This window comes from Galbibacter sp. PAP.153 (genome assembly GCF_037029175.1).
GTDB classification, from domain to species: Bacteria; Bacteroidota; Bacteroidia; order Flavobacteriales; family Flavobacteriaceae; genus Galbibacter; species Galbibacter pacificus.
Genome location: NZ_JAZEUN010000027.1, coordinates 25,187 through 49,964 on the forward strand (window position 1 = coordinate 25,187; position 24,778 = coordinate 49,964).

Consider the following 24,778-nt stretch of genomic DNA (forward strand, 5'->3'; position numbering starts at 1 on the left):
ATTATGAAAACTATATATAAAATTGCATTTGCAAGTATATTGATATTTTGTGGCGCATGTGCAGATATGGACAAAATTAACACGAACCCAGATGGGATATCATCTGTAACGCCTCAAATGTTGGCCACAAAGCTTATTTTGAATATAACAAACGACGATATAGGAAGCGAAAAAGGATTCATGTTGCCTTTTATGAGGGATAAGTATATTTTATGGAGCGAATATCCGGAGGATGCACAATACAACCGTTTGAACAGGGCCAGTTTTAGCGACATGACACGCTTAACCGATGCCCAGAAAATGATGGAATTATCTCAAGATTTAAAAGAAGGGGAAAAGAACGCCTATACCGGATTGGCATATTTTATCAGGGCTTATTATTTCTTCAATTTAACAATTCAAGTTGGAGATATGCCATACAGTGAAGCAATTAAAGGTGAAACAGAGGGAGATACCAAACCTACTTACGATACCCAAAAAGATATTTTTATTGGTATTTTAAAGGAACTGGACCTAGCAGACAACCTTTTTGCAAATGCCAGCCAGTTTGATGGCGATATAATCTATGGAGGTGATGTAAACAAATGGCGTAAAATGGTAAATTCTTTTCAGTTAAAAGTATTAATCAATTTACACAAGAAAACCGGAGATAGCGATTTAAATGTGGCTCAGAAGTTTAAAGATATTGTAAGTAACCGACCTATTTTCAGTAATAATGAAGATAATTTCAGTTTGGTATATTCCAATCAACAAAATCAAATGTACCCTTTCTTCAAGCAAGGTAATCAATTTGTAATTTATCCAATGGTTTCAAGTGTTTTGATTGATAAGCTAAAAATATTGAACGATTACAGGTTGTTTTATTACACAGAACCATCACCTGTAAAAATAGAAGAAGGCCTATCGGATTCAGATTTTGATGCATATGTTGGGGTAGAACCCTCTTTAGAATACTCGGCGGTAAGTTCTATTTCTTCGTCAAAAGATTATTCAGATATAAATTTAAGATATAAAGAAACCCCCGAAGGAGAACCGGTTTATCTATTAAGTTATGCCCAAGTAGAGTTTATGTTGGCCGAGGCTGCCGTAAGAGGCTGGGTTGGTGAAACCCCCGAAGAACACTATAATCAAGGGGTAAAAGCGGCAATGGAGTATGTAAGGGATAATACACCAATAAATACGTATAACCACGGTATGGATATTACAGATAATTATATTGAGGCATACATAGAAAGTGCTGAGGTAAAGTTGAGCTCCGATCCAAATACTCAAATGGAACAAATTATCACTCAAAAATATTTAAGCACCTTCTTACAGTCGCCATTAAGCGCTTTCTTTGAAAACCGCAGGACCGGATATCCGTATTTTGAAATCAATCCGGCAAGTAATCAAAACGAACCCTCCAATAAATTACCTGTTAGATGGATGTACCCATCCGATGAAGTGCAATATAACCTAGAGCATGTAAATGAAGCAACAAACAGGCAATATAACGGGGGGGATGATAATAATGGAATTATGTGGATACTTCAGTAAGGCTTATCAGTTGTATTATAATCAGGTAAATTCTTCAATTAAAATATATTAATTATAATAAAATTAATGTAGAATTCACTTTTTTACTACTTTCATTTAAAGAAAACCTAAAAATGGATACCAGAAGAGACTTTTTAAAAAAAGCAACATTGTTTACGGGCGGGATGAGTGTTTTGCCTACGTTTCCAAATTCAATAAAACGGGCATTGCAGATCGACCCCGAAAAAGGTTCTAATTTTTACGATGCCGAACATATTGTACTGTTAATGCAGGAAAATAGATCGTTCGACCACTGTTATGGATCTTTAAGAGGGGTAAGGGGTTTTAACGATCCGCGGGCAATAAAATTACCTAATGAAAACCCGGTATGGTTGCAGCACGATGAAAAAGGAAGGACTTTTGCACCATTTCTCCTAAACATGAAAGAAACTAAGGCGACTTGGATGGGCGGATTGCCACATTCGTGGACAGATCAAGTGGATGCAAGAAATAATGGAAAATACGATAAATGGCTGTTTGCAAAGCAGCCAGGAAGAAAGGAGTATAAAGATATTCCTTTTACCTTAGGATATTATAACAGAGAGGACCTGCCGTTTTATTATGCTTTTGCAGATGCCTTTACGGTGTTTGACCAACATTTTTGTTCTTCGCTTACCGGAACAACCACTAATAGGCTGTTTTTTTGGTCGGGAACCCATAAGGATAAGGATGGGTTTGCTCATGTAAGAAATTCGGAGGTGGGCTGGGACAGGGAAATAAACTGGAAAACCTTTCCCGAAAGATTGCAGGATCACGATATTCCGTGGAAAGTATATCAAAATGAAATAAGCTTTTACAACGGCTTGGAAGGTGAAGACGAATCTTATCTTGCCAATTTTACCGATAATAATTTAGAATGGTATTCTCAATTTAATATCCGCTATACAAAAGGGTATCAAAATTACCTAAAAAATAGTCTTAATGATTTACCTGTGGAGATTGATGATTTAGAGGAAAAAATTAAAGAAACACCAAAAAGCAAGGTTCAGCCGCTACAAAACGAATTAGAAGAAAAGAAGGCTAAATTAAAGCATGTACAGGAAGAAAGTGAACGTTGGAACCCGTTAAACTTTGAAAAGCTTTCCGATTATCAAAAACAATTACACCAAAGGGCATTTGTAACAAATAGCAATGATCCAGATTATCATGAAACGGAAGAAATAGCTGTTGAAATTGAAGGTGAAAAGGAAACCTTAAAGGTCCCTAAAGGAGATATTCTGGATGCATTTAGAAAAGATGTCAATGCCGGAACCCTGCCAACGGTTTCTTGGTTGGTGGCACCCCAAAAATTTTCAGATCATCCAAGCGCCCCATGGTTTGGAGCATGGTATGTTTCTGAGGTTTTGGACATTCTTACCAAAGATCCAGAAGTATGGAAAAAGACCATATTTATTTTAACATACGATGAAAACGATGGTTATTTCGATCATGTTCCGCCATTTGTGGCTCCCAATCCTAAAGATGCTCATTTGGCATCCAAGGGGATGGACCTTCATCAAGAATACGTAACACTAAAGGAAGAACTGGCAAAAAATAGGGTTAACGAAAATAACGCAAGGGAAAGCCCGGTAGGGCTAGGTTACCGTGTACCAATGGTGGTGGCATCTCCATGGACGCGTGGCGGTTGGGTAAATTCGGAAGTGTGCGATATAACATCGACCATTCAATTGATGGAAAATTTCATACAAAATAAATATGGTAAAGATGTAAAAGAAACCAATATTAGCGAATGGCGCAGATGCGTTTCCGGAGATTTAACTTCTGCCTTTAGAACTTTTACGGAATATGATTTTAAATTTTCTGATTTTGTAAAACGGAATGAATTTATGGGAGAAGTCGTAAATGCCCGAGCTAAAAAATTACCTTCAAATTACAGGGAATTGTCCGATGATGAAATTTCCACGGCCAAGAAGGCTATAATGAAAGCCGATTTTTTACCACAACAAGAGCCGGGTGTTAAAGATTCATGCGCCTTGACATATGAATTGTATGTGGACGGAAAACTTAACATGGATACACTGGGGGTTGAAGTATTTTTTGAAGCATCCAATAATATTTTTGGAGAAAAAGCCAAAGGCGCGCCGTTTAATGTATATGCTTTTAATCGAAAAAATGTACAGTCAACGTTTAATTGGCCTATAACGGTAAAACCCGGGGATAAATTATTGAATAATTGGAGCCTGAAAGATTTTAGAGAAGAGGAATATCAATTATCTGTGTACGGGCCTAACGGATTTTATAGAGCGTTGCAAGGAAATGCAAACGACCCCGATTTGAATATCGATTTTGGCTATGAAAAAAACACCAAGCGCGTAAAAAGGGTTTCTGGTAATATTATGCTGCACATAACCAATAATTCCAACAAGTTGCATAAAGTAGTTCTCGAAGATTGTTCGTATGGGCAAGAAATGCAACATATAGTTGTGAAAGCAGGAAAGCGTGAAACAATTATTTTAGATGTAAATAAAAATTACAACTGGTATGATTTTAAACTAACGGTTGAAGGCAATAATACATTTAAAAGAAGATACGCTGGTAGGGTTGAAGTGGGTAAAGCATCTAAAACCGACCCGTACATGGGTAGGGTACAATAAATAATTTGGGTTGAGCTGAATTATAATTCCGCAAATGTTTTATTGCATTGCGGAATTTTTTTGTTAAAATTCAAAAAAGCTAAAAACGCTGCTCCCGTATTTTCGCTTTTCGGTAAATCCGTCAATTTCACTGAGGTCGGTTTGCTTGGCATGTTCAATAATTAAAATACCATCTTCTTCAAGAAGCCCGTTCTTTTTTACCAGCATGGGGATTTTGGTAAATTCCGTCAATGGTATGTCGTATGGTGGATCTGCAAAGATAATGTCTGCTTTTTGGATGGATTTTTCCAAATAGGTAAATACATCGCTTTTAATTGACTGTATGGGAAATTCCAGTTCACTTTTTATTTTATTTATGTATTGCACGCAGCCCGAATGTACATCGACCGAAGTAATTTTTGGTACGCCCCTGCTGGCAAATTCAAAACTAATATTTCCGGTACCGGCAAAAAGATCCAAAACGGTTAACTCGTCAAAATAAAATTGATTGTTAAGAATATTGAACAAACCTTCCTTGGCAAAATCGGTCGTGGGCCTTACGGGTAATTTTTTTGGAGCAATCAACCTTTTTCCTTTGTATTTTCCAGAAATAATGCGCATTTATAAACTGTTTAATAAAACAAGTGTTTTAGGGGCGTTGAGCTTTTCTATAACATTGTTTAGTTTTGGCGGGTAATAAGCTTCCCCGATTTTTAGGTTTTTTATATACCTATAGGCAATTTTGTACAATTCGCTTTCCTCAGAAACATTGCCAAGCAAAAAGGTAGGAGTTTCCTCGGGGTTTAGCTGAAGTTGTTCAATTGTAAAAAGCAAGTAATAAATAAAGTCTTCTTTTTGAAGGTATTGAAAGGTGTTGTATAAAACCAATTTCTTTTGGTCCAGCACAATTATTTCAAAATGCATGCTATCTATGTGTACATAAATGGTTTTTGGGTCGCTTTTTTTGGCGTTGTTGATAAGCGTTTCTACCAATACGGTAGAAAAATGTTTGTATTCAAAATCGCCAAATTTTTCAAAAAGGTAATTGTTTACATTGGTAAAGGGCACATATACATTATACATATCGTGCTCTTTAAGCTCGTCGTAATTAATGTAATCGTTTTCTAAAATTTTGACATTATATTTTAAATAATCAGAAAGATTGCTTTCGTTAAAAAGGGATTTTGGCACAAACGACGATAGCTCGTTTTCATGAACCGCAACAATTTTGTTGAAGGAGCTCCCTTTTATGGAATCTTTGTCAAACCAGTTTTCCAGATGTGCCAAAAGGCTTTCTGCGTTCGCCTTTTTGTCAAAACTAACGGTATCTATGGTTTCAATTTCGTTTAAGGCGCTATCTGCAATACAAAAAGAAAGTCCACTCAAGCTAACTTGAATGGACAGTTCTTTAAATGATTTATCTAGTATGTTACTACTCTTTTTTAGTGTCATAATATGGTGGCCAGTTTGCACTTGTGCTTACTTCTGTAAGGCTACCTACTTTAATTTCAGGACCATTAACTTCTTCTACTGAAATAGCAGATTTTTCCTGATCCACAAGATCTTTTGGTTGATCGTACAGTAAAACAGATTTGTTAACCTTCACCTCAAAAACAGGAGCGTTAAATCCGTTTGCATTGATCATCTTGGCATCCATGGTGAATTTCTCGTTGTTTTCTGCATAAGGAACCGTTGCAAGGTTTTTGTAAGAATCAGAACCTCCAAATAAAGAATCCTTAACAGGTACAAATCCTAAAGTATCAATAACTTTAACCTCTCTTTCCATGTCGATACGGTAGGTTTCATCGTATTCCATATAAGAAGAGTCCCTTTGTTGTGTAAGTGTATACTGAGCTGTATCGATGAATTTGATCAAACTAGGAAAATCTTTAGCAAATTTACCGGTTACAGTTCTGTATGCTTCCTGAGCATCCCTAATATCTTTTAACTTATCGATTACGGCCGAATATCTTTCTTTTTTTACTTTGTCAAATTTTATTGGCCCCATTACAGAAGTATAAATTTGATACGCGAAAAAAATACTTAAAAGCCAAAGGACAATTTGTATTACTGTCTTCATTTTTTAATTTTTGAATTAAAGAGGTTTTACGCAAATCTACAATTTTTTTTCATTCATGAAAGAGATAGCCAAAAAAAACATCACTAATTTTGAACGATAAATGGATTTTATGGACGCTGCATCATTTTATAAGTTACTAAAAGAAGAATTCCCACACAGCCCAACGCACAAGCAAGATGTTGTGCTTCAACAACTTTCAGATTTTATATATTCCGAAGAAAGGGAAGAGGTGTTTTTGCTGAAAGGGTTTGCCGGTACCGGAAAAACTACCATAATTGGTGCAATGGTCCATAATTTGTGGAAAACGATGCGAAAATCGGTGCTTTTGGCACCCACAGGAAGGGCGGCCAAGGTAATTACCAACTATTCGGGCAGGACGGCCTTTACAATTCACAAGCATATTTATTTCCCGAGAAAACAAAGTGGGGGCGGGGTAAAGTTTGTCCTGGCGCCCAATAAACATAAAAACACCATATTTATTGTAGATGAAGCTTCCATGATTCCCGATTCGCCCGCCGACTCTAAAATTTTCGAGAACGGTTCCTTGCTCGACGATTTAATGATGTATGTGTATTCCGGACATAACTGCAAACTCATCCTTATAGGCGACACCGCACAATTGCCGCCCGTGAATTTATACCTGAGCCCGGCTCTTGACGAGAACAAACTTTCGCTTAACTATAATAAGGAAGTAAAAAAAATAGAACTGGACGAAGTGGTTAGGCAGCAATTAAATTCGGGAATACTTTTAAACGCCACCAATTTAAGGGAACAATTGCAGGACGATTACGCCAATGATTTTCAATTTCACGTAAAGGATTTTACAGATATTGTCCGGCTAATCGACGGTTATGAAATACAGGATGCCATCAACCAGTCGTACAGCGAAGACGGCAAAGAAGAAACGGCCATTATCGTGCGGTCCAATAAAAGGGCAAATATGTACAACCAGCAAATAAGGAGCAGGATACTTTTTTTGGACAATGAATTGGCTGCCGGAGACTATTTAATGGTAGTAAAGAACAATTATTATTGGGTAAAAACGTCTTCTGAAGCTGGATTTATTGCCAATGGCGATATAATCGAAGTGCTTGAGATCTTCGCCATAAAGGAACTGTACGGGTTTAAGTTTGCTGAAGTAAAAGTACAAATGGTAGATTACCCCAACATGAAACCTTTTGAAACCGTACTGCTCCTTGATACGTTGGATGTTAATTCGCCTTCACTTTCCTATGAAGATGGTAACAGGCTATATCAAGAAGTCATGAAAGATTATGAAGACGAAACGTCCAAGTACAAAAAATTCTTAAAAGTAAAAAACAACAAATATTTCAATGCGCTCCAGGTAAAATTTTCCTATGCGGTTACCTGCCATAAAAGCCAGGGAGGACAATGGAATACGGTATTTGTAGAACAGCCATATTTGCCAAACGGGGTAGACAAAGATTATTTGCGGTGGCTATATACCGCCGTAACAAGGGCAAAAGACAAATTGTATTTAATTGGTTTTAAAGATAATTTTTTTGCCGACATCCATTAAAAGTAAAATGCTTACATTTAATAACATTTTTTACCCATATATAAAAAAGAATGACATCAGAAGCTATTATAAGTATTTTTCTGGGTATCGGTCTGGCGGCTTCCGTTGGGTTCAGGGTTTTCCTGCCATTGTTTGTTTTAAGTCTGGTCGGTCATTTCGATATTATAAATTTAAGCGAGCACTGGGAATGGATTGGTTCTGTTCCGGCATTGATAGCCTTGGCGGTGGCTATGGTACTGGAAATTTTTGCCTATTATATCCCTTTTATAGATAATTTGTTAGATACCATTGCGGTACCATTGGCAGCAATAGCTGGGACAGCGGTCATGGTGTCTACCATGGCAGAGCTTTCCCCGGTTGTAACATGGGCATTGGCAATTATTGCCGGTGGGGGAACGGCCAGTATTGTAAAAGGGGCCTCGGCAGGAACAAGGGTAACGTCGTCGGTAGCAACGGCGGGACTTGGAAATCCCGTTGTTTCAACGGTGGAAACAGGCGGTTCCATAGCATTGTCCTTGGTGGCCATATTTTTACCAATAATAGCTATTGTGTTGGTTATCATTATTTTAATGTTTATATTTTGGTTTTATAAAAAACTAGGGGGTAAGAGCAACTAAATTCTCAATTTTATCTCTTATTTTTGTTAATTCATAAAGGTTTTTCAACTAATGAAGATAATTTCAATGATACCGGCCAGATATGCCGCTTCACGATTCCCCGGAAAGCTTATGCAGGACCTCGGGGGCGAGACTGTAATTTTACGCACCTACAAGGCAGCCGTAAATACCGGCCTTTTCGACGATGTTTTTGTGGTAACCGATAGCGATATTATTTTTAAGGAAATTGAAAATAATGGCGGAAAAGCTATTATGAGTATAAAAGAGCACGATTGTGGCAGCGATAGAATAGCCGAAGCTGTTGAAAACATGGATGTGGATATCGTTGTCAATGTACAGGGCGATGAGCCTTTTACCGATAGGGAAAGCCTGGAAAAAGTAATAGAGGTTTTTAAGGAAGATGTCCAAAAGGAAATTGATTTGGCCTCTCTTATGACCAAAATTGAAGATTGGGAAGAAATAAGCAACCCCAATACCGTAAAAGTAATTACCGACGAGCGTGGGTTTGCCTTGTACTTTTCCCGTTCTCCCATTCCATATCCAAGAGATAAAAACATCCATGTAAGATATTTTAAACATAAAGGTGTATATGCATTTAGAAAACAGGCAATTGTAGATTTTCAGCGGTTGCCCATGCGCTCTTTGGAAGCTACCGAAAAAATTGAGGCTATTCGTTATTTAGAATATGGAAAGAAAATAAAAATGGTGGAAACCGATAGCGAAGGTATAGAAATAGACACCCCGGAAGACCTTGAAAGAGCCAAAAAAGTATGGAAATAAATTATCAGGAAATAAAAATTATCGGCTTTGATGCCGATGATACCTTGTGGGTAAACGAAACCTATTTTAGGGATGCCGAACACGAGTTTGCAAAACTGCTTTCGTCTTACGAAACAGAAAACAAAATCGACCAAGAGCTCTTTAAAATGGAAATGCAGAATTTGGAGACCTATGGATACGGAATTAAGGGTTTTATGCTTTCTATGATAGAAAGTGCCATAGATTTGTCAAATAACAAGGTAAACAATGCAACCATTTCCAAAATTTTGAATCTAGGTAAAGAGATGATCAATAAACCAGTTGAACTGTTGGATGGTGTAGAGGAAGTATTGCAGGCTTTATCGCAAAAATACCGGGTTATCCTTTTAACAAAAGGCGACTTGCTGGATCAAGAACGAAAACTAGAAAAATCCGGACTTTCAAAATATTTTCACCATATAGAAGTTTTAAGTGATAAGAAAGAAGAAAACTATAAAAATTTATTAGATCATTTAGAAATAGACGTCAAGGAGTTTTTAATGATAGGAAATTCCTTGAAGTCAGACGTGTTACCGTTGGTAAATATTGGGGCCAAAGCAATTCACGTTCCCTTCCATACCACATGGGTACACGAAATGGTAAAAAATGAAGAAGATAACGGTACCTATATAAAAGTAGAAAAAATAAAAGATGTCCTTCAATTGATGGAAATGGAAGAAGTACATCGTTAATAACAAAAAACTGAAGAAGCGTACATGAAGTATAAAAATTTTCCAATGGTTCCTAAAGTGGTTTTCGGGCGTGGGTGCTTTAGCCAACTTGATGAAATATTAATGCCAAAACGTAAAAGCGACGAAGCTCCTTTTATTTTTTTGGTCGATGGTGTTTTTGAAAATGACAATTGGATTTTATCAAGAATACCCTTGTTGTTCAACGACCAAATTATTTTTATCCCTACGGATGAAGAACCTAAAACCGACCAGGTAGATGCCCTTGTTGAAAAAATTAGGCAAGATGCCACTCAAATGCCTTCCGGAATAATAGGTATTGGCGGCGGTACCGTAATGGATATTGCCAAAGCCGTTTCTATTATGCTTACCAGCCAAGGAAGTTCGGCCGATTACCAAGGATGGGACTTGGTAAAGAACGAGGCAATATACCATGTGGGAATCCCCACGATAAGCGGAACGGGCGCAGAAGTATCACGGACTACCGTACTTACGGGACCAGATAAAAAATTGGGGATAAATTCAGACTATACCCCTTTCGATCAAGTGGTGCTGGACCCGGAGCTAACAAAAGGAGTTCCCAAAGACCAATGGTTTTATACGGGAATGGATTGCTACATTCACTGTATTGAATCGTTAAACGGAACTTATCTAAATGCCTTTAGTCAAAGTTATGGGGAAAAGGCACAGGAGCTTTGCGATGAAGTATTTTACAAGGGTAATCTCACGACCGAAGAAGCCCAGGATAAATTAATGATGGCTTCTTGGCACGGCGGGATGAGTATTGCCTACTCCCAGGTTGGGGTAGCACATGCCATGAGTTATGGGCTTTCTTACTTGTTGGGAACCAAACACGGTATCGGGAATTGTATTGTTTTCGACCATTTGGAAGAATTTTACCCAGAAGGCGTGGCGCAGTTCAAAAAAATGAAAGAAAAACATGGAATTGTACTTCCAACAGGTCTATGCGCTAACCTTACCGATGCTGATTTTGATACTATGATTAATGTTTCCATGGGAATGGATCCCTTGTGGGAAAATGCATGTGGGAAAAATTGGAAGGATACCATAACTCCCGAGAAATTACGTAGTTTATACGAAAAAATGTAATGAAAGAAATTTCTAAATGGATTTTCTACAAATTATTGGGTTGGAAGCTTATTGGTAAATTTCCTCCATTATCAAAATATATTATAATAGTCGTGCCGCATACCAGCTGGCACGATTTTTATATAGGGGTATTGGTACGGAGCATGGTTAGCATCCCTATAAATTATGTGGCCAAGAAAGAGCTGTTTAACACACCGCTCGGTTGGTATTTTAAATGGACGGGCGGAGCGCCCATAGACCGGTCCAAAAACAGCAATACGGTAGATGCCATTGTTTCTTTGTTTGAAGAACGTAATGAGTTTAGGCTTGCAATAGCCCCTGAAGGAACAAGGAAAAAGGTAACAGAATGGAAAACGGGGTTTTATTATATTGCCAAAGGGGCAAAGGTGCCAATTGTCATGGCAGCGTTTGATTATAAAAAGAAAGAGGTCCGCATAGAACCTCCTTTTTATCCGTCAGATGATATGAAATCCGACTTTAATTTTATGTGCCGTAATTATTCGGGGGTGATGGGAAAAATACCTGAATATTCTTTTGATGAAGAATAAGCCCTTCTTTTGTGCTCATTCTTTTATTTTTTCAAAACGATTAAATCAAAAAACATTAATCTAGTTTTTAGGGCTTCACTTTCTAAAACCCCTGTAAACTCTTTTTCTTGTTTTTCAGAAGAAAACAAAAACTTAAAACCATTGTTCTCGTAATATTTCAAGGGCCGGGGATTATTATAAGAATCGACTACAATAAATCTACAGCCTGTTTTATTGGCTCCATCTATAAACCAAGATTTTATAAAATCCATTAATTGCTTGCCTATTTTTTCATTGTTTATGCGCCTATACTCTTTATGAACGCCTAACCTTCCTATTAATACGGCAGGATAACTTCGCATATGCTTTTTTCGGGGAACATTTTCAATGACTTTTTTCTTTCTTGACCCCGGCAGAGTAGTTGTTTTTATACTGTCGTTTGAAATAGTAAAAGCGCAGACTACTATTTTTGGGTTATCGTCTAAAGTAAAACAATATGTCTTTCCTAAAAGTTGGGATGAGTAATCTTCAGCATCATTTGCAAAGAAATCGTTTAAATCCTCTATTCCACATTCAAATAATTCGCAACTGTTGATTACCTCTTTGTTATAAGGACGTAAAGTGCAATTGTCAAGAAGAAATCCCAAGGGGATGTTTATAATTTTGCTTTGGCAAGTATTCTAGCAGCCATATCAGATTCCTTAGAAAAATCAATAGAGGATTTTTTAGCAGTATTATCAGCTATTTTTGAGGTGAATTGAGCTGCTGCCTTGCTTTTTAGTACCGGTATTGATTTAATTGCTATTGCCATTTATATATAAAAAATTATACAAATATAAGAATAATTATCTCTTTTTAAAGTAATATCCAGGAGACGAAAAATTTTCTGATTATTAGATTACTTCAGGATGTGTTATTCCTCATTAGGATTCCTCCATGGTATGATAAACATTTTGGACATCGTCATCTTCTTCAATTTTTTCCAGAAGTTTTTCCACATCGGCAACTTCTTCTTCATTCAATTTCTTGGTTACCTGCGGAATACGCTCAAATCCTGACGAAAGAATTTCAATTCCACGCCCTTCCAGTTCTTTCTGTATGGCTCCAAAGCTTTCAAATGGGGCATAAATTAAAATGCCGTCTTCATCGGTAAAAACTTCTTCGGCGCCAAAATCGATCATTTCCAATTCCAATTCTTCTGGGTCGATGCCTTCGGCGGGAATCCTGAAATTGCAGGTATGATCGAACATAAATTCAACAGACCCACTGGTTCCCAGACTTCCGTTACATTTGTTAAAATAGCTCCGTATGTTGGCAACCGTGCGGTTGTTGTTGTCTGTGGCGGTTTCAATTAAAATGGCAATTCCATGGGGGGCATAGCCTTCAAATAAAACCTCTTTGTAGTCTTCGGTGTTTTTATCAGAAGCACGTTTTATGGCCCTTTCAATATTATCCTTGGGCATGTTTGCCGTCTTGGCATTTTGTATAACGGCCCTTAACCGTGCATTGGCATCTGGGTCGGGACCTCCTTCTTTAACGGCCATTACAATGTCTTTCCCTAAACGCGTAAACGTTTTGGCCATAGCAGACCAACGCTTCATTTTCCTTGCTTTTCTAAACTCAAAAGCTCTTCCCATAAAATATCCTTAATTATAATTTCCCAGCAAAAATAAATAAAGAGTTTAAAAGTTGAAAGTTATAAAGTTGAAACTTACCAACGACCAAACTCTGGCGAATGTATCAGCAGTTTTTTAATAATACCCTTTTACAATATGCAACTCTTTATTTGCTGTTCACTCACTATGTGAGATTTAAGATGCCCAGACGCTTGCGTCTGAATGTTATATATTTTTCCATTTAATGCTTTGTGTGCTTTCGCCAAGGTACTAGCAACAATCATCAATAGGCAATTACCCTTTAATAATTTCTTCAATCTTATTGGCCAATGCAAAGTCTTTTTCGGTAATGCCATCTGCATCGTGCGTGTTCAGCCTAATGGTTAGGTTGTTGTATACGTTGCTCCATTCGGGATGATGATTTTGTGCTTGTGCTTCAAAAGCAATACGCGTCATCATGGCAAAGGCATCGGCAAAGTCTTTAAAATCCAATGACGTTACCAAATAGCCTTCTTCATAATCCCAATAATCTAGTTTTGCTATGCGTTCTTGTATCTCTTTTTCGCTTAAAGTTTTCATATAATGTCTTTTTGTAAAGGTAAGAAGTTATACAGCCAATGTTTAATTTGCAGGGGTTTATTTAACCTTCAACTCGTTTATTACGTCAAAATGACTAAAATTAAGGTGTTTTGGCAGTTTGTTGTCTTTGGGGAGTACCGCCAAAAACCTGTCGAAATTAGAGGTATATACGTTTTTCAGCAAAGGTTTTTCATAACCCAATGCTTCAATGGCTTCTTTTATAAATTCATCGTGATGTATCAGGTCCGAACTTCCTAAATGGTATATTCCTTTTCGGTTTCTGTTCACAATATAATGTATTTGTTGCGAAAGCTTGTCGGCATAGGCAACATTCATTACCAAGTCTGGAAAAACTTCGTAAGCCTCTTTTTTGTCGATAAAATATTTTAGTTCTTTAATACGTGGCGAATGGCTCCCGAAAACCATTGGCAACCTTACAATGGTGTAATTTTTCTCGGGAAGCTGCATTAAAGCCGTTTCTATTTTTATCTTAAACTTTCCATAGGTGCTCATTGACAGGGTTTTGTCGAACTCATACGATGGAAAATTGCTAAACGCATCAAAAACATTGGCCGATGATAAAAAAATAACCTTGCTATTGCTCGCCCTGCAATAGTCTGCAATATCTTGATGCGTATCTATTTGTGCTTCAAAATCCCCTCTTAGGGCAGAAATGATGACATTAGGGCGAACCTTGGTTACAATATCGATAAGGTCGTCGTTTTCCATGTCAAAACGGAAAAAATGTTTGTTATTGGAGTATATCTTTCCCGTATGGTAAGTGCCATAAGTATCATAATAGGCGCACAGTTCTTTATAAATTGCCCCTCCAATAAATCCGCTTGCCCCTAATATTAATATCCTTTTCAATAAATGCTATCTTTCTTTTTTTAGGAGAACTTATAGTTTCCTTATTTATTTTTATAGAATGGAAGTTTAACAATTTTTGCTTCCACTTTTTTCTTTCGTATCTGCAAATATATGGTGGTTCCCTCTTTGGCATAGCTGGTTTTTACATATCCCATGCCTATACCTTTGCCCAACGATGGGGCCATGGTTCCACTGGTAACGTTCCCGATAATCTCATCAGAGTTGTTAATAATTTCGTACCCGTTTCTAGGGATTCCGCGTTCTATCATTTCAAAACCTACAAGTTTTTTGGCAACGCCATTTTCCTTTTGCTCTTTCAGGGCTTCGGCATTCACAAAGTCCTTTGTAAATTTGGTAATCCAGCCAAGCCCGGCCTCTATAGGAGAGGTGGTGTCATTGATATCGTTTCCGTAAAGGCAATAGCCCATTTCCAGGCGCAACGTATCTCTGGCGGCTAGGCCTATTGGTTTTATGCCAAAATCTTTTCCGGCTTCCAATACTTTGTTCCAAACCTGTTCCACTTCGCTGTTTTTACAGTAAATTTCAAAACCGCCGCTTCCGGTATATCCCGTTGCCGAAATAATTACGTGTGGAATTCCGGCAAATTCGCCCACTTCAAAATTATAAAACTTAATGGCCGAAAGGTCAACAGGCGTTATGGATTGCATAGCTTCCACAGCCTTTGGACCCTGGATGGCCAATAGCGAATAATCATCTGAAATATTTCGCATCTCGGCACCGATCCCTTCATTATATTTAGAAATCCAGTTCCAGTCCTTTTCAATATTAGAGGCATTTACCACCAGCAAAAACTGTTCTTCCTTTATCTGGTAAATAATCAAATCGTCCACAATCCCGCCATCTTCGTTAGGCAGGCAAGAATATTGTGATTTCCCGATACTAAGTTTAGAGGCATCGTTGCTGCTCACCTTTTGGATAAGCGTCAGGGCATTTGGCCCGCTAATAAGAAATTCCCCCATATGGCTTACGTCAAAAACACCCAAATGTTCCCTTACGGTCTCATGTTCAATAGTAACACCTTCATATTGCACCGGCATGTTGTAGCCTGCAAACGGAACCATTTTGGCACCCAATTCAATATGTGTATCAGTTAAAGCAGTATTCTTCATTTTTGTATATTTAAAGTTACAATGCCTATACGTTAGGCGTTGCAAAATTATTTAAAATATCCTCAGAAATAAAACAAACCAATAAAGAATAAAATGGCGAAGTTTTTTATGGGGAGCATAAAGGTAAAAGTTATGTTTGCAAAAGCTGTTGCCCGCCTTAACTATTACACACCTGTCTGGTGTTCCAGCCAGGTGGGGTATACGCTCAGTCGGGGCTAGATGGCTACGCTTGCGATATTTTTTATATGTTTATAGCAGATTTTAATTTAGTATAAAATTTTAAAAAATGAATACCAACAAATTAAAAGTATTGGTAGTTGGATGCGGGAATATGGGCGCATCTCATGCAAAAGCATATCATGCAATGAAAAATAAAATAACCATATGCGGATTGGTATCTACCGGGGAGAGCAAAGAAAAACTCAATGCTCAATTAGGCCATGAATACCCACTTTTTACCGATTATTACAAGGCCTTGGGCGCCACCCGCCCCGATGCGGTATGTATATCAACATATCCCGATACACACGAGGCATACAGCATAGCTGCACTGGAAATGGGCTGCCACGTATTTCTTGAAAAGCCACTGGCCGATACTGCCCAAGGTGCTGAGCGCGTAGTACAAGTTGCCAACAAGATGAACAAAAAAGTGGTCGTGGGCTATATTTTGCGCCATCATCCTTCTTGGCAAAAATTTATAGAAATGGCGCACACCATGGGCAAACCATTGGTTATGCGCATGAATTTAAACCAGCAAAGCCACGGTTATATGTGGAATGTACATAAAAACCTTATGAAAAGCTTGAGCCCGATTGTAGATTGTGGGGTGCATTACATAGATGTTATGTGCCAAATGACCCAGGCCAAACCCATACAAGTGGCTGCTATTGGGGCACGCTTAACCAATGATATTCCGGCGGGGAATTACAATTATGGTCAGTTGCAAATACATTTTAGCGATGGTTCGGTTGGTTGGTACGAAGCCGGTTGGGGCCCTATGATAAGTGAAACGGCTTTTTTTGTAAAAGATGTGTTCGGCCCAAAAGGAAGCGTGTCCATTGTTGCCAATAAGGCCGGTGGGGAAGGGGCATCAGATAACGTGGGCAGCCATACCAAAACGGAGAGCCTAAAAGTTCATTATGCCGATATCGATGCCGATAACGAGTTTACAAGGGAAGACACATGGATCAATCTAACCGATGAACCGGACCATCAAGAATTGTGCAACCGTGAACAGCAATTTTTTATAGAGGCCATACAAAACAATATAGATCTAAGCGACCATATGAATGATGCCGTTAATAGCTTAAAAGTAGCCTTGGCCTGCGACAAGTCGGTAAAAACAGGAGGAATTGTTAAGTTATAGGGTATAACTATATTAAAATAAAATACCCGACTAAGTTTGCTTAGTCGGGTATTGTAATCTTGAATTATACTAATTTACTGGCTATCCTTGGGTTTTTTTCACCATAATGCCCTGTAGTTTTTGCTGTAATGCCTTATCTGCTTGAATGGCTGCTCCAACGGACTGGTAACGTTCTACGGTCAAACCGCTGTCTTTAATAATGGCTTCCATTTTGGATTCAAACTCCGGACGCATTTTTTCAATTTCGGCAATTGCATTTTTATGCTTGGTTTTTTCCTCTTCGGTAGCATCTACTTCCTTATTTGGGTCGGCAGTTGCTTCTTGTATCTCCTGAAAGCGCTCAACTTCCAATCCTTGGCCTTCAATGGTTTCCATAATTTTTTGTTGCGCTTTTTGGTTTTCCATCTGCATTCCCATATAAGCTGTGGCAAAGTTTTCCAATTCGGCATCAGAAACGTTGGTTGCCTGCTCGGGAGCGACAGGTTGTTGAACTTGGGCAAACAAGCCTGCACTTCCTATTAAAGTTACAAACAAGAGGGCTATTTTAATTTTTTTTGCTGCTAACATAATTTCTAATTTAAATTTCTCGTAATTAAACAACAAGGTTAATAATTATCTGTCCACTTAAAAAAGAATTTGCAGGAATACATTTAAATTTAACGTATGTTTAATAAATAACCTTACTGTTTTGTTAAAATGATGTGGTTGGATATAAATTCAGTATTTATTTTAGTTGTTCCCTATTTTTTAAAAAAGATTTTAACGCTTCGTAATTTTTTACGGAATGGCTAACTTTTTTTCTGTCGATTACGGTCTTTATTTGTTCGGGAATTGGTACCATAACATCTAGCGTTTCTTCCACAACGTCTAAAAACTTAACCGGGTGGGCTGTTTCCAAAAATATCCCCAAAGTATTTTTGTCTTCGCCTAAATACTGTTTTAGGCCCATGTACCCAACGGCCCCGTGCGGATCGGCAACATACTGCGAAGTCTTGTAAATGGCCTGCATGGTTTTTTTGGTGGCTTCATCGGTAAAACTATAAGAGGAAAACAGTTTTCCCAATTTTTCAAAATTGTTATCCAGTAAAGTTTGTATTCTTATAAAATTGCTTGGATTTCCAACATCCATGGCGTTCGAGATGGTTTGTTGCGAAGCTTTTGGGCTGTATTTTTGTGTAGCCATATATTGCGGAACGGTGTCGTTAATATTGGTAGAAGCAACAAAATGCTTTACAGGAAGCCCTAATTTGTATGCCATGATCCCTGCACAGATGTTCCCAAAATTTCCACTTGGGACCGAAAAAACCAATTCTTGGTGTTTGGATTTTAACTGTTTGTACGCAAAGAAAAAATAAAACATTTGTGGCAGCCAACGGGCTACATTGATTGAGTTTGCCGAGGTTAAATTTTCAGCTGTTAAATCAGGGTCCAAAAAGGCTGTTTTAACCATGTCCTGGCAATCATCAAAAACACCATCTACTTCCAGTGCGGTAATATTTTGCCCTAATGTTGTTAACTGTTTTTCCTGTATATCGCTTACTTTTCCGCTAGGGTAAAGAATAACAACTTCTACACCTTTTACCCCTAAAAAACCGCTGGCCACTGCACCACCGGTATCTCCAGAAGTTGCCACCAAAACGGTAACGGTTTCATTTTTTTTATTTCTGTTGAAATATCCCAGACAACGTGCCATAAAGCGTGCCCCAACATCTTTAAATGCCATTGTGGGTCCATGAAAGAGCTCCAGGGAATATACATTGTCTTCAATTTTTACCGTTGGGAAGTCGAAGCACAATGTCTCTTTTACAATTTTCTTTAATTCCCCGTCTGGAATTTCACCGTTTACAAATTGATGAATTACTTTAAATGCAATTTCTTCGTTTGAATATTGCTCGATATTATCAATAAAATCTTTGTCAAGCGGTTTTATTTCGTTAGGGAAATATAGGCCCCTGTCTGGGGCAATTCCTTTTACTACAGCTTCTTCAAAACTGGTAACGGCATTATTTTTAGTGTCGTTTAGACTGTAATATTTCATTTTATCGGTGTTCGTTGTTTGTATTTTTTATTTCAATCAAAAGCATCAACGCGTTCTAATTGTAAGCCATTTTTAAATCACTTCGGTATTTATTTACAAAAGCCTTACGCCTTCGGTATTGATTTTTGATACATGAATATCGTAATCTACCCCAAAATCTTTGTAAACTTCGGCCATGGCTTTTGCAGCTTTTTTTGCAGTTTCCCCGCCTTTTGACAGTGCAAAAATGGAAGGCCCGGAACCTGAAATTCCGCTTCCGAGGGCTCCTGCCTCTTTTGCGGCTTCCTTTACTTTGTGAAAGCCGGGTATTAACGGACTGCGCATGGGCTCTACAATTTCGTCGTGCAAACACCTTGAAATTAAATCGTAATCTTCGGTGTAAAGAGCACTTACCAATCCAGCTAAATTACCCCATTGTTTAATGGCTTTTTTCAATGGGATATTTTGTTTGATTACTGAGCGCGCATCGGCTGTTTTTACTTCTATTTGCGGATGAATAACCGTTGCAAAAAGCTCCTTTGGAGTGTTTAATTTAAGCACTTCCAAAGGTTCGTATCCTTTTACCAAAGTGAAACCGCCCAAAAGTGCCGGCGCAACATTATCGGCATGCGGTGCGCCGCTTGCCAACTCTTCACCTTGCATGGCAAAGGCAACCAATTGATTTTTTGTAAAAGGTTTGTCGAGAAGTAAATTTACCCCATAAACTGCACCAGCGGCACTTGCGGCACTGCTTCCAATACCGCTTCCGGGCTTAATTTTTTTAATGATTTCAATTTCAAACCCAAAATCACTTTCAATTTCATTAAGCATGGCTAGAACAGCTACGCCCGCAACGTTTTTTTGGGCTTCCAGAGGAAGTTCCTGCCCGGTGATTTTAGAAATGCGTACTCCTTTTTGCGAAGTTTTCCTTATAATCATTTCGTCTCCGGTACTTTCTAAACAGAGCCCTAAAACATCAAAGCCACAGGAAACATTGGCAATGGTGGCGGGACAGAATAATTTAACCTCGTTCATGATTAAAAATTACCAATTCTTATGATATCTGCAAAAATACCGGAAGCTGTAACATCTGCACCGGCACCGGCACCTTTAATGAGCAAGGGCTGTTCGCTATATCTTTCTGTAAAGAAAAGTACAATATTGTCTTTTCCTTCCAAGTTGTAAAACGGATGGTCTTGCGGTACATGCTGTAACCCAACCTTGGCCTTGCCGTTTTCAAATTGCGCTACATATTTAAGTCGGCAGTCCTTGTTGGCCGCTTCTTTGTAAATAGTGTCGAAATGCGCTTTGTTTTTAACCAATGATTTGTAAAAATCGTCAACATTGCTGGTGTCCAAGCTTTCTTGTGGCAAAAAGGCTTCATTTTCAATTTGTTCAATATCAAGTTCGTTTCCGCTTTCCCGGGCAAGAATCAATATTTTTCTCATGACATCAATTCCGCTTAGATCAATTTTAGGATCTGGTTCTGTATAGCCTTCATCTTGTGCTTGCTTCACCACTTCATGAAAATCGGTTTTGTCATTAAAATTATTGAAAACAAAATTAAGACTTCCCGAAAGAACAGCTTGTATTTTGGTTATTTTGTCGCCAGAGGCGATTAGGTGCTTTAGCGTGTCTATAATTGGCAATCCTGCTCCTACATTGGTTTCAAAAAGGAAAGGGGCATTGTATTGCCTTGAAAGTTCTTTTAACTTTAAATAGTTTTTATATGGAGAAGAAGCTGCAATTTTATTACAAGTTACAACAGAAATACTGTCGTTTAAATAGTGTTCGTATGTTTTTGCAACGGCTTCGTTGGCGGTATTGTCAACAAAAATACTATTGCGGAGGTTGAGTTCTTTTACTTTTTGATAAAAAGCATCCAAACCGGTTTTTTCGCCATTATTTAATAACTCTTTCCAGTTTTTTAAATCCAGCCCATTTTCGTCAAAAACCATTTTTTTGGAATTGGAAAGCGCAACCACACGGATGTTCAATTTTAATTGCTTCTTTAAAAATTTACGCTGTTGCTCGATTTGAGCCAAGAATTTTTCACCAACATTCCCAACGCCCATTACAAATAGGTTGAGTTGTTTTACATTGTCTTCAAAAAATTGCTCGTGCAAAGTATTGAGCGCTTTTTTTACATCGTTTTTATTGATAACTGCCGAAATATTCCTTTCGGAAGCCCCTTGAGCGATGGCCCGGATGTTGACGTTGTTTTTTCCTAATGCACTGAACATGCGTCCGCTTAAACCTTGGTGGCTTTTCATGTTATCGCCTACCAAAGCAATAATGGCCAAGTCGTTTTCAACCATTACCGGGTTGATTTTCTTTAGGGTCATTTCGTATTCAAATGCCTTCTCTAAGGCACTTTTGGCTTTTTCGGCATCATCAGAGGCAACCCCGATGCAAATAGAATGTTCTGAAGAAGCTTGGGTAATAAATACTACGCTCACTTTAGCTTCAGAAAGTACTTCAAAAAAACGTTTAGATATTCCGTGGATACCAACCATTCCACTTCCTTCAAGAGAAAGGAGCGAAATATTTTCCACATGGCTTATTCCCCTAACTGCACGTGCTTTTCCGTTGGAGCTTTTTGTAATTAAGGTCCCTTCTTCTTCTGGGGCAAAAGTATTTTTTATATGGATTGAAATTCCTTTGGACAATACTGGCTGGATTGTTGGCGGATAAAGCACCTTGGCACCAAAATGAGACAGTTCCATGGCCTCTTCGTAAGAAATATGAGGAATGGCAAAGGCTTGCTTTACCAATTTTGGGTTGGCGGTATACATCCCGCTCACGTCTGTCCATATTTCCAGTGTCTCGGTATTTACAGCCGCGGCAATAATGGCAGCGGTATAATCAGATCCGCCACGCCCCAAAGTGGTCGCTTCTCCTTTGGCCGATGACGCAACAAAACCGGGTGCCACGATAACCTGGTAGGTAACTGTGCCGAAGTAATTTTCGCAAAGTTCGTTGGTGGCTTTAAAATCTACAACGGCCTTGCCAAAACTGTCGTCGGTTTTTATTAATAGTTTGCTATTTTTATGTACGCTGTCAATGCCTTCTTTTATAAAATATTCATTTATGATGTAAGAAGACAATAATTCTCCATAACCAACAATTTTATCTAATAGTTTAGGAGTGGTTTCCCCAATTAAAAAGGCACCTTCAAGCAGGGTCTCCAAGACATTGAGTTCCCTTTTTACATTACTTATAACCTTACTTTGATTATTTATGTCGATTAGCTCCTGAATGGTTTTAAGGTGCTTGTCCTCAATTTCTTCAAGAACGTTTTTGTACGATTCGTTTTGAGAGGCTGCCAATAACGATGCTTTTATAAGCATGTCCGTCACCCCGCCAAAAGCAGAGACAACAACCACAGCTTTTTCGTTCTTTGAAGAATTGGCAACAATATTTTTTACCTTTTCTATGTTTTGAGCGTTTGCTACCGATGTGCCGCCAAATTTTAAAACTTTCATTAGTCAGTATTTTATTTTTTTGTTTTTAGTATCAAGATACAACGTAAATGGATGTATGTTGAAATAAAGGATGTGTATTTTATGTAAATGTTCCCGCTTTGTTGTAAAAACAAATATGGATTATGGACGATATGTAATATGTTATACCCCAAAAGGGGTAATAATGGTAGTGTTACGAATAATAGAAATAATACATGCGTTCCCGATCGGGAAAGTAGATATGGCATGTATTTTTTTAAAACTTTGCATTTGTTTACTCGTATTCGTTGTCAAATGTAGTACTTTTATAGTATTAAAAAAACTAAAAAGTTATTATTAAGAATTTAATAATTTAACTAAAGATTTATTATAAAATGAAAATTTTTTCTGTTGAACAGATACGTCTTGCTGATAAATATACAATCGAAAGACAAAATATTAGCAGTGGGGAGCTAATGGAAAGGGCAGGAAAAGCTGTTTTTAAATGGATGCACCGTCAATTAAACGGCAGCGATGTTAAAATTCACCTATTTTGTGGGGTAGGAAACAATGGAGGCGACGGGTTGGTGGTTGCCAGGTATTTACTGGAACAAGGTTATGCCATTTCGGTATATGTGGTGAACTTTAGCGATAACAGGTCCAAAGATTTTTTACTGAACTTCGACAGGATTAAAAACATAAAATATTGGCCACAGCTCTTAACCGAGGACGATGATTTACCCTTTATTGAATCTAATGATATTGTTGTAGACGCCATTTTTGGAATAGGCCTAAACAGGCCGCCAATAACATGGGTTAGTAAATTGATTCATCATATAAACAAAAACCGGGCTTTTGTACTTTCCATAGATATTCCTTCGGGTTTGTATATGGATAAAGGCATAACTACGGAAGATGCTGTTGTAAAGGCAGATTATACATTAACGTTTCAACTGCCAAAATTGCCTTTTCTTTTGCCTGAAACGGGTAGGCACACACAATATTGGGAAGTTTTGGACATTGGTCAAGACACACAGTTTTTATACGAAGAGCCAAGTAATTTAGAGTATGTAGATAAATGGGTAGTTTTAAACAAATATAAGCCACGGAGCCGTTTTTCCCATAAGGGCACCTATGGGCATTCCCTTATTATTGGGGGGAGCTATGGAAAAATAGGAGCGTCCTTAATGTGCAGCGAAGCCGCTTTGCATGCAGGTTCTGGGCTGGTAACGGCTTTTGTGCCCAAATGTGGCTATCAAACCATTCAAACAGCATTTCCCGAAGCCATGGTCGTTACAGATGTTAACGACAATTTTATAACCGATATCAACTTTAGTATCGACCCAAGCGTGATAGGCATTGGGCCAGGATTGGGAAAACACCCCAAAACGATAAAAGCATTTGCTTCGTTTTTAAAAAGAAACAAAGCACCATTGGTAATAGATGCCGATGGAATTAATATTTTATCAGAAAATAAAGAACTGATTCAGTTTATAAAAGGAAAAGCCGTTTTAACGCCACACCCCAAGGAATTGGAGCGTTTAATAGGGGCTTGGAAAGACGATTACGATAAGTTGGAAAAAACAAAACAGTTTTCTACCGAAAACGATGTTGTGATTTTAATAAAAGGGGCCTATACGGTTACGGTTTACCACGAAAAAATGAGTTTTAATTCAACCGGGAACCCGGGAATGGCAACCGGCGGAAGCGGAGATGTGCTTACCGGTATTATTTGTGGGTTATTGGCGCAGGGATATACACTTTTTGATGCAACCGTCCTTGGGGTCTATATTCATGGAAAAGCGGGCGATTTGGCCGTTTTGCGTGCTGGCGTGGAAGCCTTGACGGCAACCGATTTAATAGATTTTACAGGAGATGCTTTTTTGGATCTCATCAAGAAAGGCCCCGTGGATTATATGGAGGGTAATGCCGAATAATTTTTTGTTAATAGTTGTTTTGGGATAAGGGAGTAGTGATTAGGGGTTAGTTAATAGTTAACTGTTAATTGTTGAACTTTGACCCTCTGGCCTCTCAACTCTCAACAACATAGCATCGTAACAACATAACAACAAACCTAAAACCTTGATTAGTGATAAGGGAAAAGGGATTAGGGAAATTGTTAATTGTTATTAGTTAATAGGTCAATTAATGAGAATAAAGAGTAACTATCAACGAATAATAGCATAGCAACATAACAACATAGCATCGTAACAACATAACAACAAACCTGAAACCTTGAATAGATAAC

23 protein-coding genes are annotated in these 24,778 nt (G+C 38.1%); 10 read left to right on the plus strand and 13 right to left on the minus strand.

Annotated features, from left to right (window positions below; translation table 11 throughout):
- Positions 1-3: 3 nt before the first annotated feature.
- Positions 4-1,536 carry a SusD/RagB family nutrient-binding outer membrane lipoprotein gene (locus tag UXI14_RS15555; protein WP_335966912.1) on the plus strand — a complete coding sequence of 511 codons (1,533 nt, stop codon included), beginning with the start codon at positions 4-6 and terminating at the stop codon, positions 1,534-1,536.
- A gap of 113 nt (positions 1,537-1,649) precedes the next feature.
- Positions 1,650-4,169 carry a phospholipase C, phosphocholine-specific gene (locus tag UXI14_RS15560; RefSeq protein WP_335966913.1) on the plus strand — a complete coding sequence of 840 codons (2,520 nt, stop codon included), beginning with the start codon at positions 1,650-1,652 and terminating at the stop codon, positions 4,167-4,169.
- A gap of 63 nt (positions 4,170-4,232) precedes the next feature.
- Here UXI14_RS15560 and UXI14_RS15565 read toward each other — a convergent pair whose 3' ends face one another.
- The 3 genes from UXI14_RS15565 to UXI14_RS15575 are packed head-to-tail and all read right to left on the minus strand — an operon-like array spanning position 4,233 to position 6,228.
- Positions 4,233-4,769 (minus strand): RsmD family RNA methyltransferase, encoded by a 537-nt coding sequence (locus UXI14_RS15565; RefSeq protein WP_335966914.1) that lies wholly within the window; start codon positions 4,767-4,769, stop codon positions 4,233-4,235.
- On the minus strand, positions 4,770-5,600 hold the full coding sequence (locus UXI14_RS15570) for a DUF3822 family protein (protein ID WP_335966915.1): 831 nt from the start codon (positions 5,598-5,600) through the stop codon (positions 4,770-4,772). It abuts the gene before it with no gap.
- Entirely contained in the window at positions 5,581-6,228 is a 648-nt protein-coding gene (locus tag UXI14_RS15575; RefSeq protein WP_277900861.1) for a hypothetical protein, read from the minus strand. Before UXI14_RS15575 ends, UXI14_RS15570 begins: the two co-directional genes overlap by 20 nt.
- Positions 6,229-6,337: 109 nt before the next feature.
- Between UXI14_RS15575 and UXI14_RS15580 the strand changes: the two genes are divergently transcribed.
- From UXI14_RS15580 to UXI14_RS15605, 6 genes are read left to right on the plus strand one after another with little or no spacing between them, the layout of a single operon-like run.
- On the plus strand, positions 6,338-7,768 hold the full coding sequence (locus UXI14_RS15580) for an ATP-binding domain-containing protein (RefSeq protein ID WP_335966916.1): 1,431 nt from the start codon (positions 6,338-6,340) through the stop codon (positions 7,766-7,768).
- Between the two features lie 50 nt (positions 7,769-7,818).
- Positions 7,819-8,385 (plus strand): DUF4126 domain-containing protein, encoded by a 567-nt coding sequence (locus tag UXI14_RS15585; RefSeq protein WP_335966917.1) that lies wholly within the window; start codon positions 7,819-7,821, stop codon positions 8,383-8,385.
- A 51-nt stretch (positions 8,386-8,436) separates the two neighbouring features.
- On the plus strand, positions 8,437-9,165 hold the full coding sequence (kdsB, locus tag UXI14_RS15590; protein WP_335966918.1) for a 3-deoxy-manno-octulosonate cytidylyltransferase: 729 nt from the start codon (positions 8,437-8,439) through the stop codon (positions 9,163-9,165).
- Positions 9,156-9,875: an HAD family hydrolase gene (locus tag UXI14_RS15595; protein ID WP_335966919.1), complete on the plus strand. Its 720-nt coding sequence runs from the start codon at positions 9,156-9,158 to the stop codon at positions 9,873-9,875. Before kdsB ends, UXI14_RS15595 begins: the two co-directional genes overlap by 10 nt.
- A gap of 24 nt (positions 9,876-9,899) precedes the next feature.
- On the plus strand, positions 9,900-10,982 hold the full coding sequence (locus tag UXI14_RS15600; RefSeq protein ID WP_335966920.1) for an iron-containing alcohol dehydrogenase family protein: 1,083 nt from the start codon (positions 9,900-9,902) through the stop codon (positions 10,980-10,982).
- A complete protein-coding gene (locus UXI14_RS15605; protein WP_335966921.1) occupies positions 10,982-11,530 on the plus strand; it encodes a 1-acyl-sn-glycerol-3-phosphate acyltransferase in 549 nt (182 codons plus the stop codon). The genes UXI14_RS15600 and UXI14_RS15605 overlap by 1 nt, the downstream gene beginning before the upstream one ends.
- A gap of 23 nt (positions 11,531-11,553) precedes the next feature.
- Here the strand turns inward: UXI14_RS15605 and UXI14_RS15610 are convergent, their stop codons facing one another.
- The 6 genes from UXI14_RS15610 to gcvT form a co-directional block, all read right to left on the minus strand.
- Complete coding sequence (locus UXI14_RS15610) at positions 11,554-12,156, minus strand: GNAT family N-acetyltransferase (protein WP_335966922.1); 603 nt, start codon at positions 12,154-12,156, stop codon at positions 11,554-11,556.
- Between the two features lie 8 nt (positions 12,157-12,164).
- Positions 12,165-12,320, minus strand: a complete 156-nt coding sequence (locus UXI14_RS15615; protein WP_335966923.1) for a hypothetical protein — start codon at positions 12,318-12,320, stop codon at positions 12,165-12,167.
- Between the two features lie 112 nt (positions 12,321-12,432).
- Positions 12,433-13,146, minus strand: a complete 714-nt coding sequence (locus UXI14_RS15620; protein ID WP_335966924.1) for a YebC/PmpR family DNA-binding transcriptional regulator — start codon at positions 13,144-13,146, stop codon at positions 12,433-12,435.
- A gap of 273 nt (positions 13,147-13,419) precedes the next feature.
- Complete coding sequence (locus UXI14_RS15625) at positions 13,420-13,704, minus strand: 4a-hydroxytetrahydrobiopterin dehydratase (RefSeq protein ID WP_335966925.1); 285 nt, start codon at positions 13,702-13,704, stop codon at positions 13,420-13,422.
- A gap of 57 nt (positions 13,705-13,761) precedes the next feature.
- On the minus strand, positions 13,762-14,574 hold the full coding sequence (locus UXI14_RS15630) for a sugar nucleotide-binding protein (RefSeq protein ID WP_335966926.1): 813 nt from the start codon (positions 14,572-14,574) through the stop codon (positions 13,762-13,764).
- 41 nt (positions 14,575-14,615) lie between these two features.
- A complete protein-coding gene (gene gcvT, locus UXI14_RS15635) occupies positions 14,616-15,704 on the minus strand; it encodes a glycine cleavage system aminomethyltransferase GcvT (RefSeq protein WP_335966928.1) in 1,089 nt (362 codons plus the stop codon).
- A 286-nt stretch (positions 15,705-15,990) separates the two neighbouring features.
- Between gcvT and UXI14_RS15640 the strand changes: the two genes are divergently transcribed.
- Positions 15,991-17,070 (plus strand): Gfo/Idh/MocA family oxidoreductase, encoded by a 1,080-nt coding sequence (locus UXI14_RS15640; protein WP_335966929.1) that lies wholly within the window; start codon positions 15,991-15,993, stop codon positions 17,068-17,070.
- Between the two features lie 81 nt (positions 17,071-17,151).
- Here the strand turns inward: UXI14_RS15640 and UXI14_RS15645 are convergent, their stop codons facing one another.
- From UXI14_RS15645 to thrA, 4 genes are all read right to left on the minus strand, one after another.
- The gene (locus tag UXI14_RS15645) at positions 17,152-17,637 is read right to left on the minus strand and encodes a DUF4168 domain-containing protein (RefSeq protein WP_335966930.1); all 486 of its coding nucleotides are present in this window, start codon (positions 17,635-17,637) and stop codon (positions 17,152-17,154) included.
- Between the two features lie 157 nt (positions 17,638-17,794).
- Positions 17,795-19,108 (minus strand): threonine synthase, encoded by a 1,314-nt coding sequence (gene thrC, locus UXI14_RS15650; RefSeq protein WP_335966931.1) that lies wholly within the window; start codon positions 19,106-19,108, stop codon positions 17,795-17,797.
- A 93-nt stretch (positions 19,109-19,201) separates the two neighbouring features.
- Positions 19,202-20,122 carry a homoserine kinase gene (locus tag UXI14_RS15655; protein ID WP_335966932.1) on the minus strand — a complete coding sequence of 307 codons (921 nt, stop codon included), beginning with the start codon at positions 20,120-20,122 and terminating at the stop codon, positions 19,202-19,204.
- Positions 20,123-20,124: 2 nt separating this feature from the next.
- A complete protein-coding gene (gene thrA / locus UXI14_RS15660) occupies positions 20,125-22,572 on the minus strand; it encodes a bifunctional aspartate kinase/homoserine dehydrogenase I (protein ID WP_335966934.1) in 2,448 nt (815 codons plus the stop codon).
- Positions 22,573-22,925: 353 nt separating this feature from the next.
- Here thrA and UXI14_RS15665 point away from each other — a divergent pair, with 353 nt between their 5' ends.
- Positions 22,926-24,467 carry an NAD(P)H-hydrate dehydratase gene (locus tag UXI14_RS15665; protein WP_335966935.1) on the plus strand — a complete coding sequence of 514 codons (1,542 nt, stop codon included), beginning with the start codon at positions 22,926-22,928 and terminating at the stop codon, positions 24,465-24,467.
- Positions 24,468-24,778 lie beyond the last annotated feature (311 nt).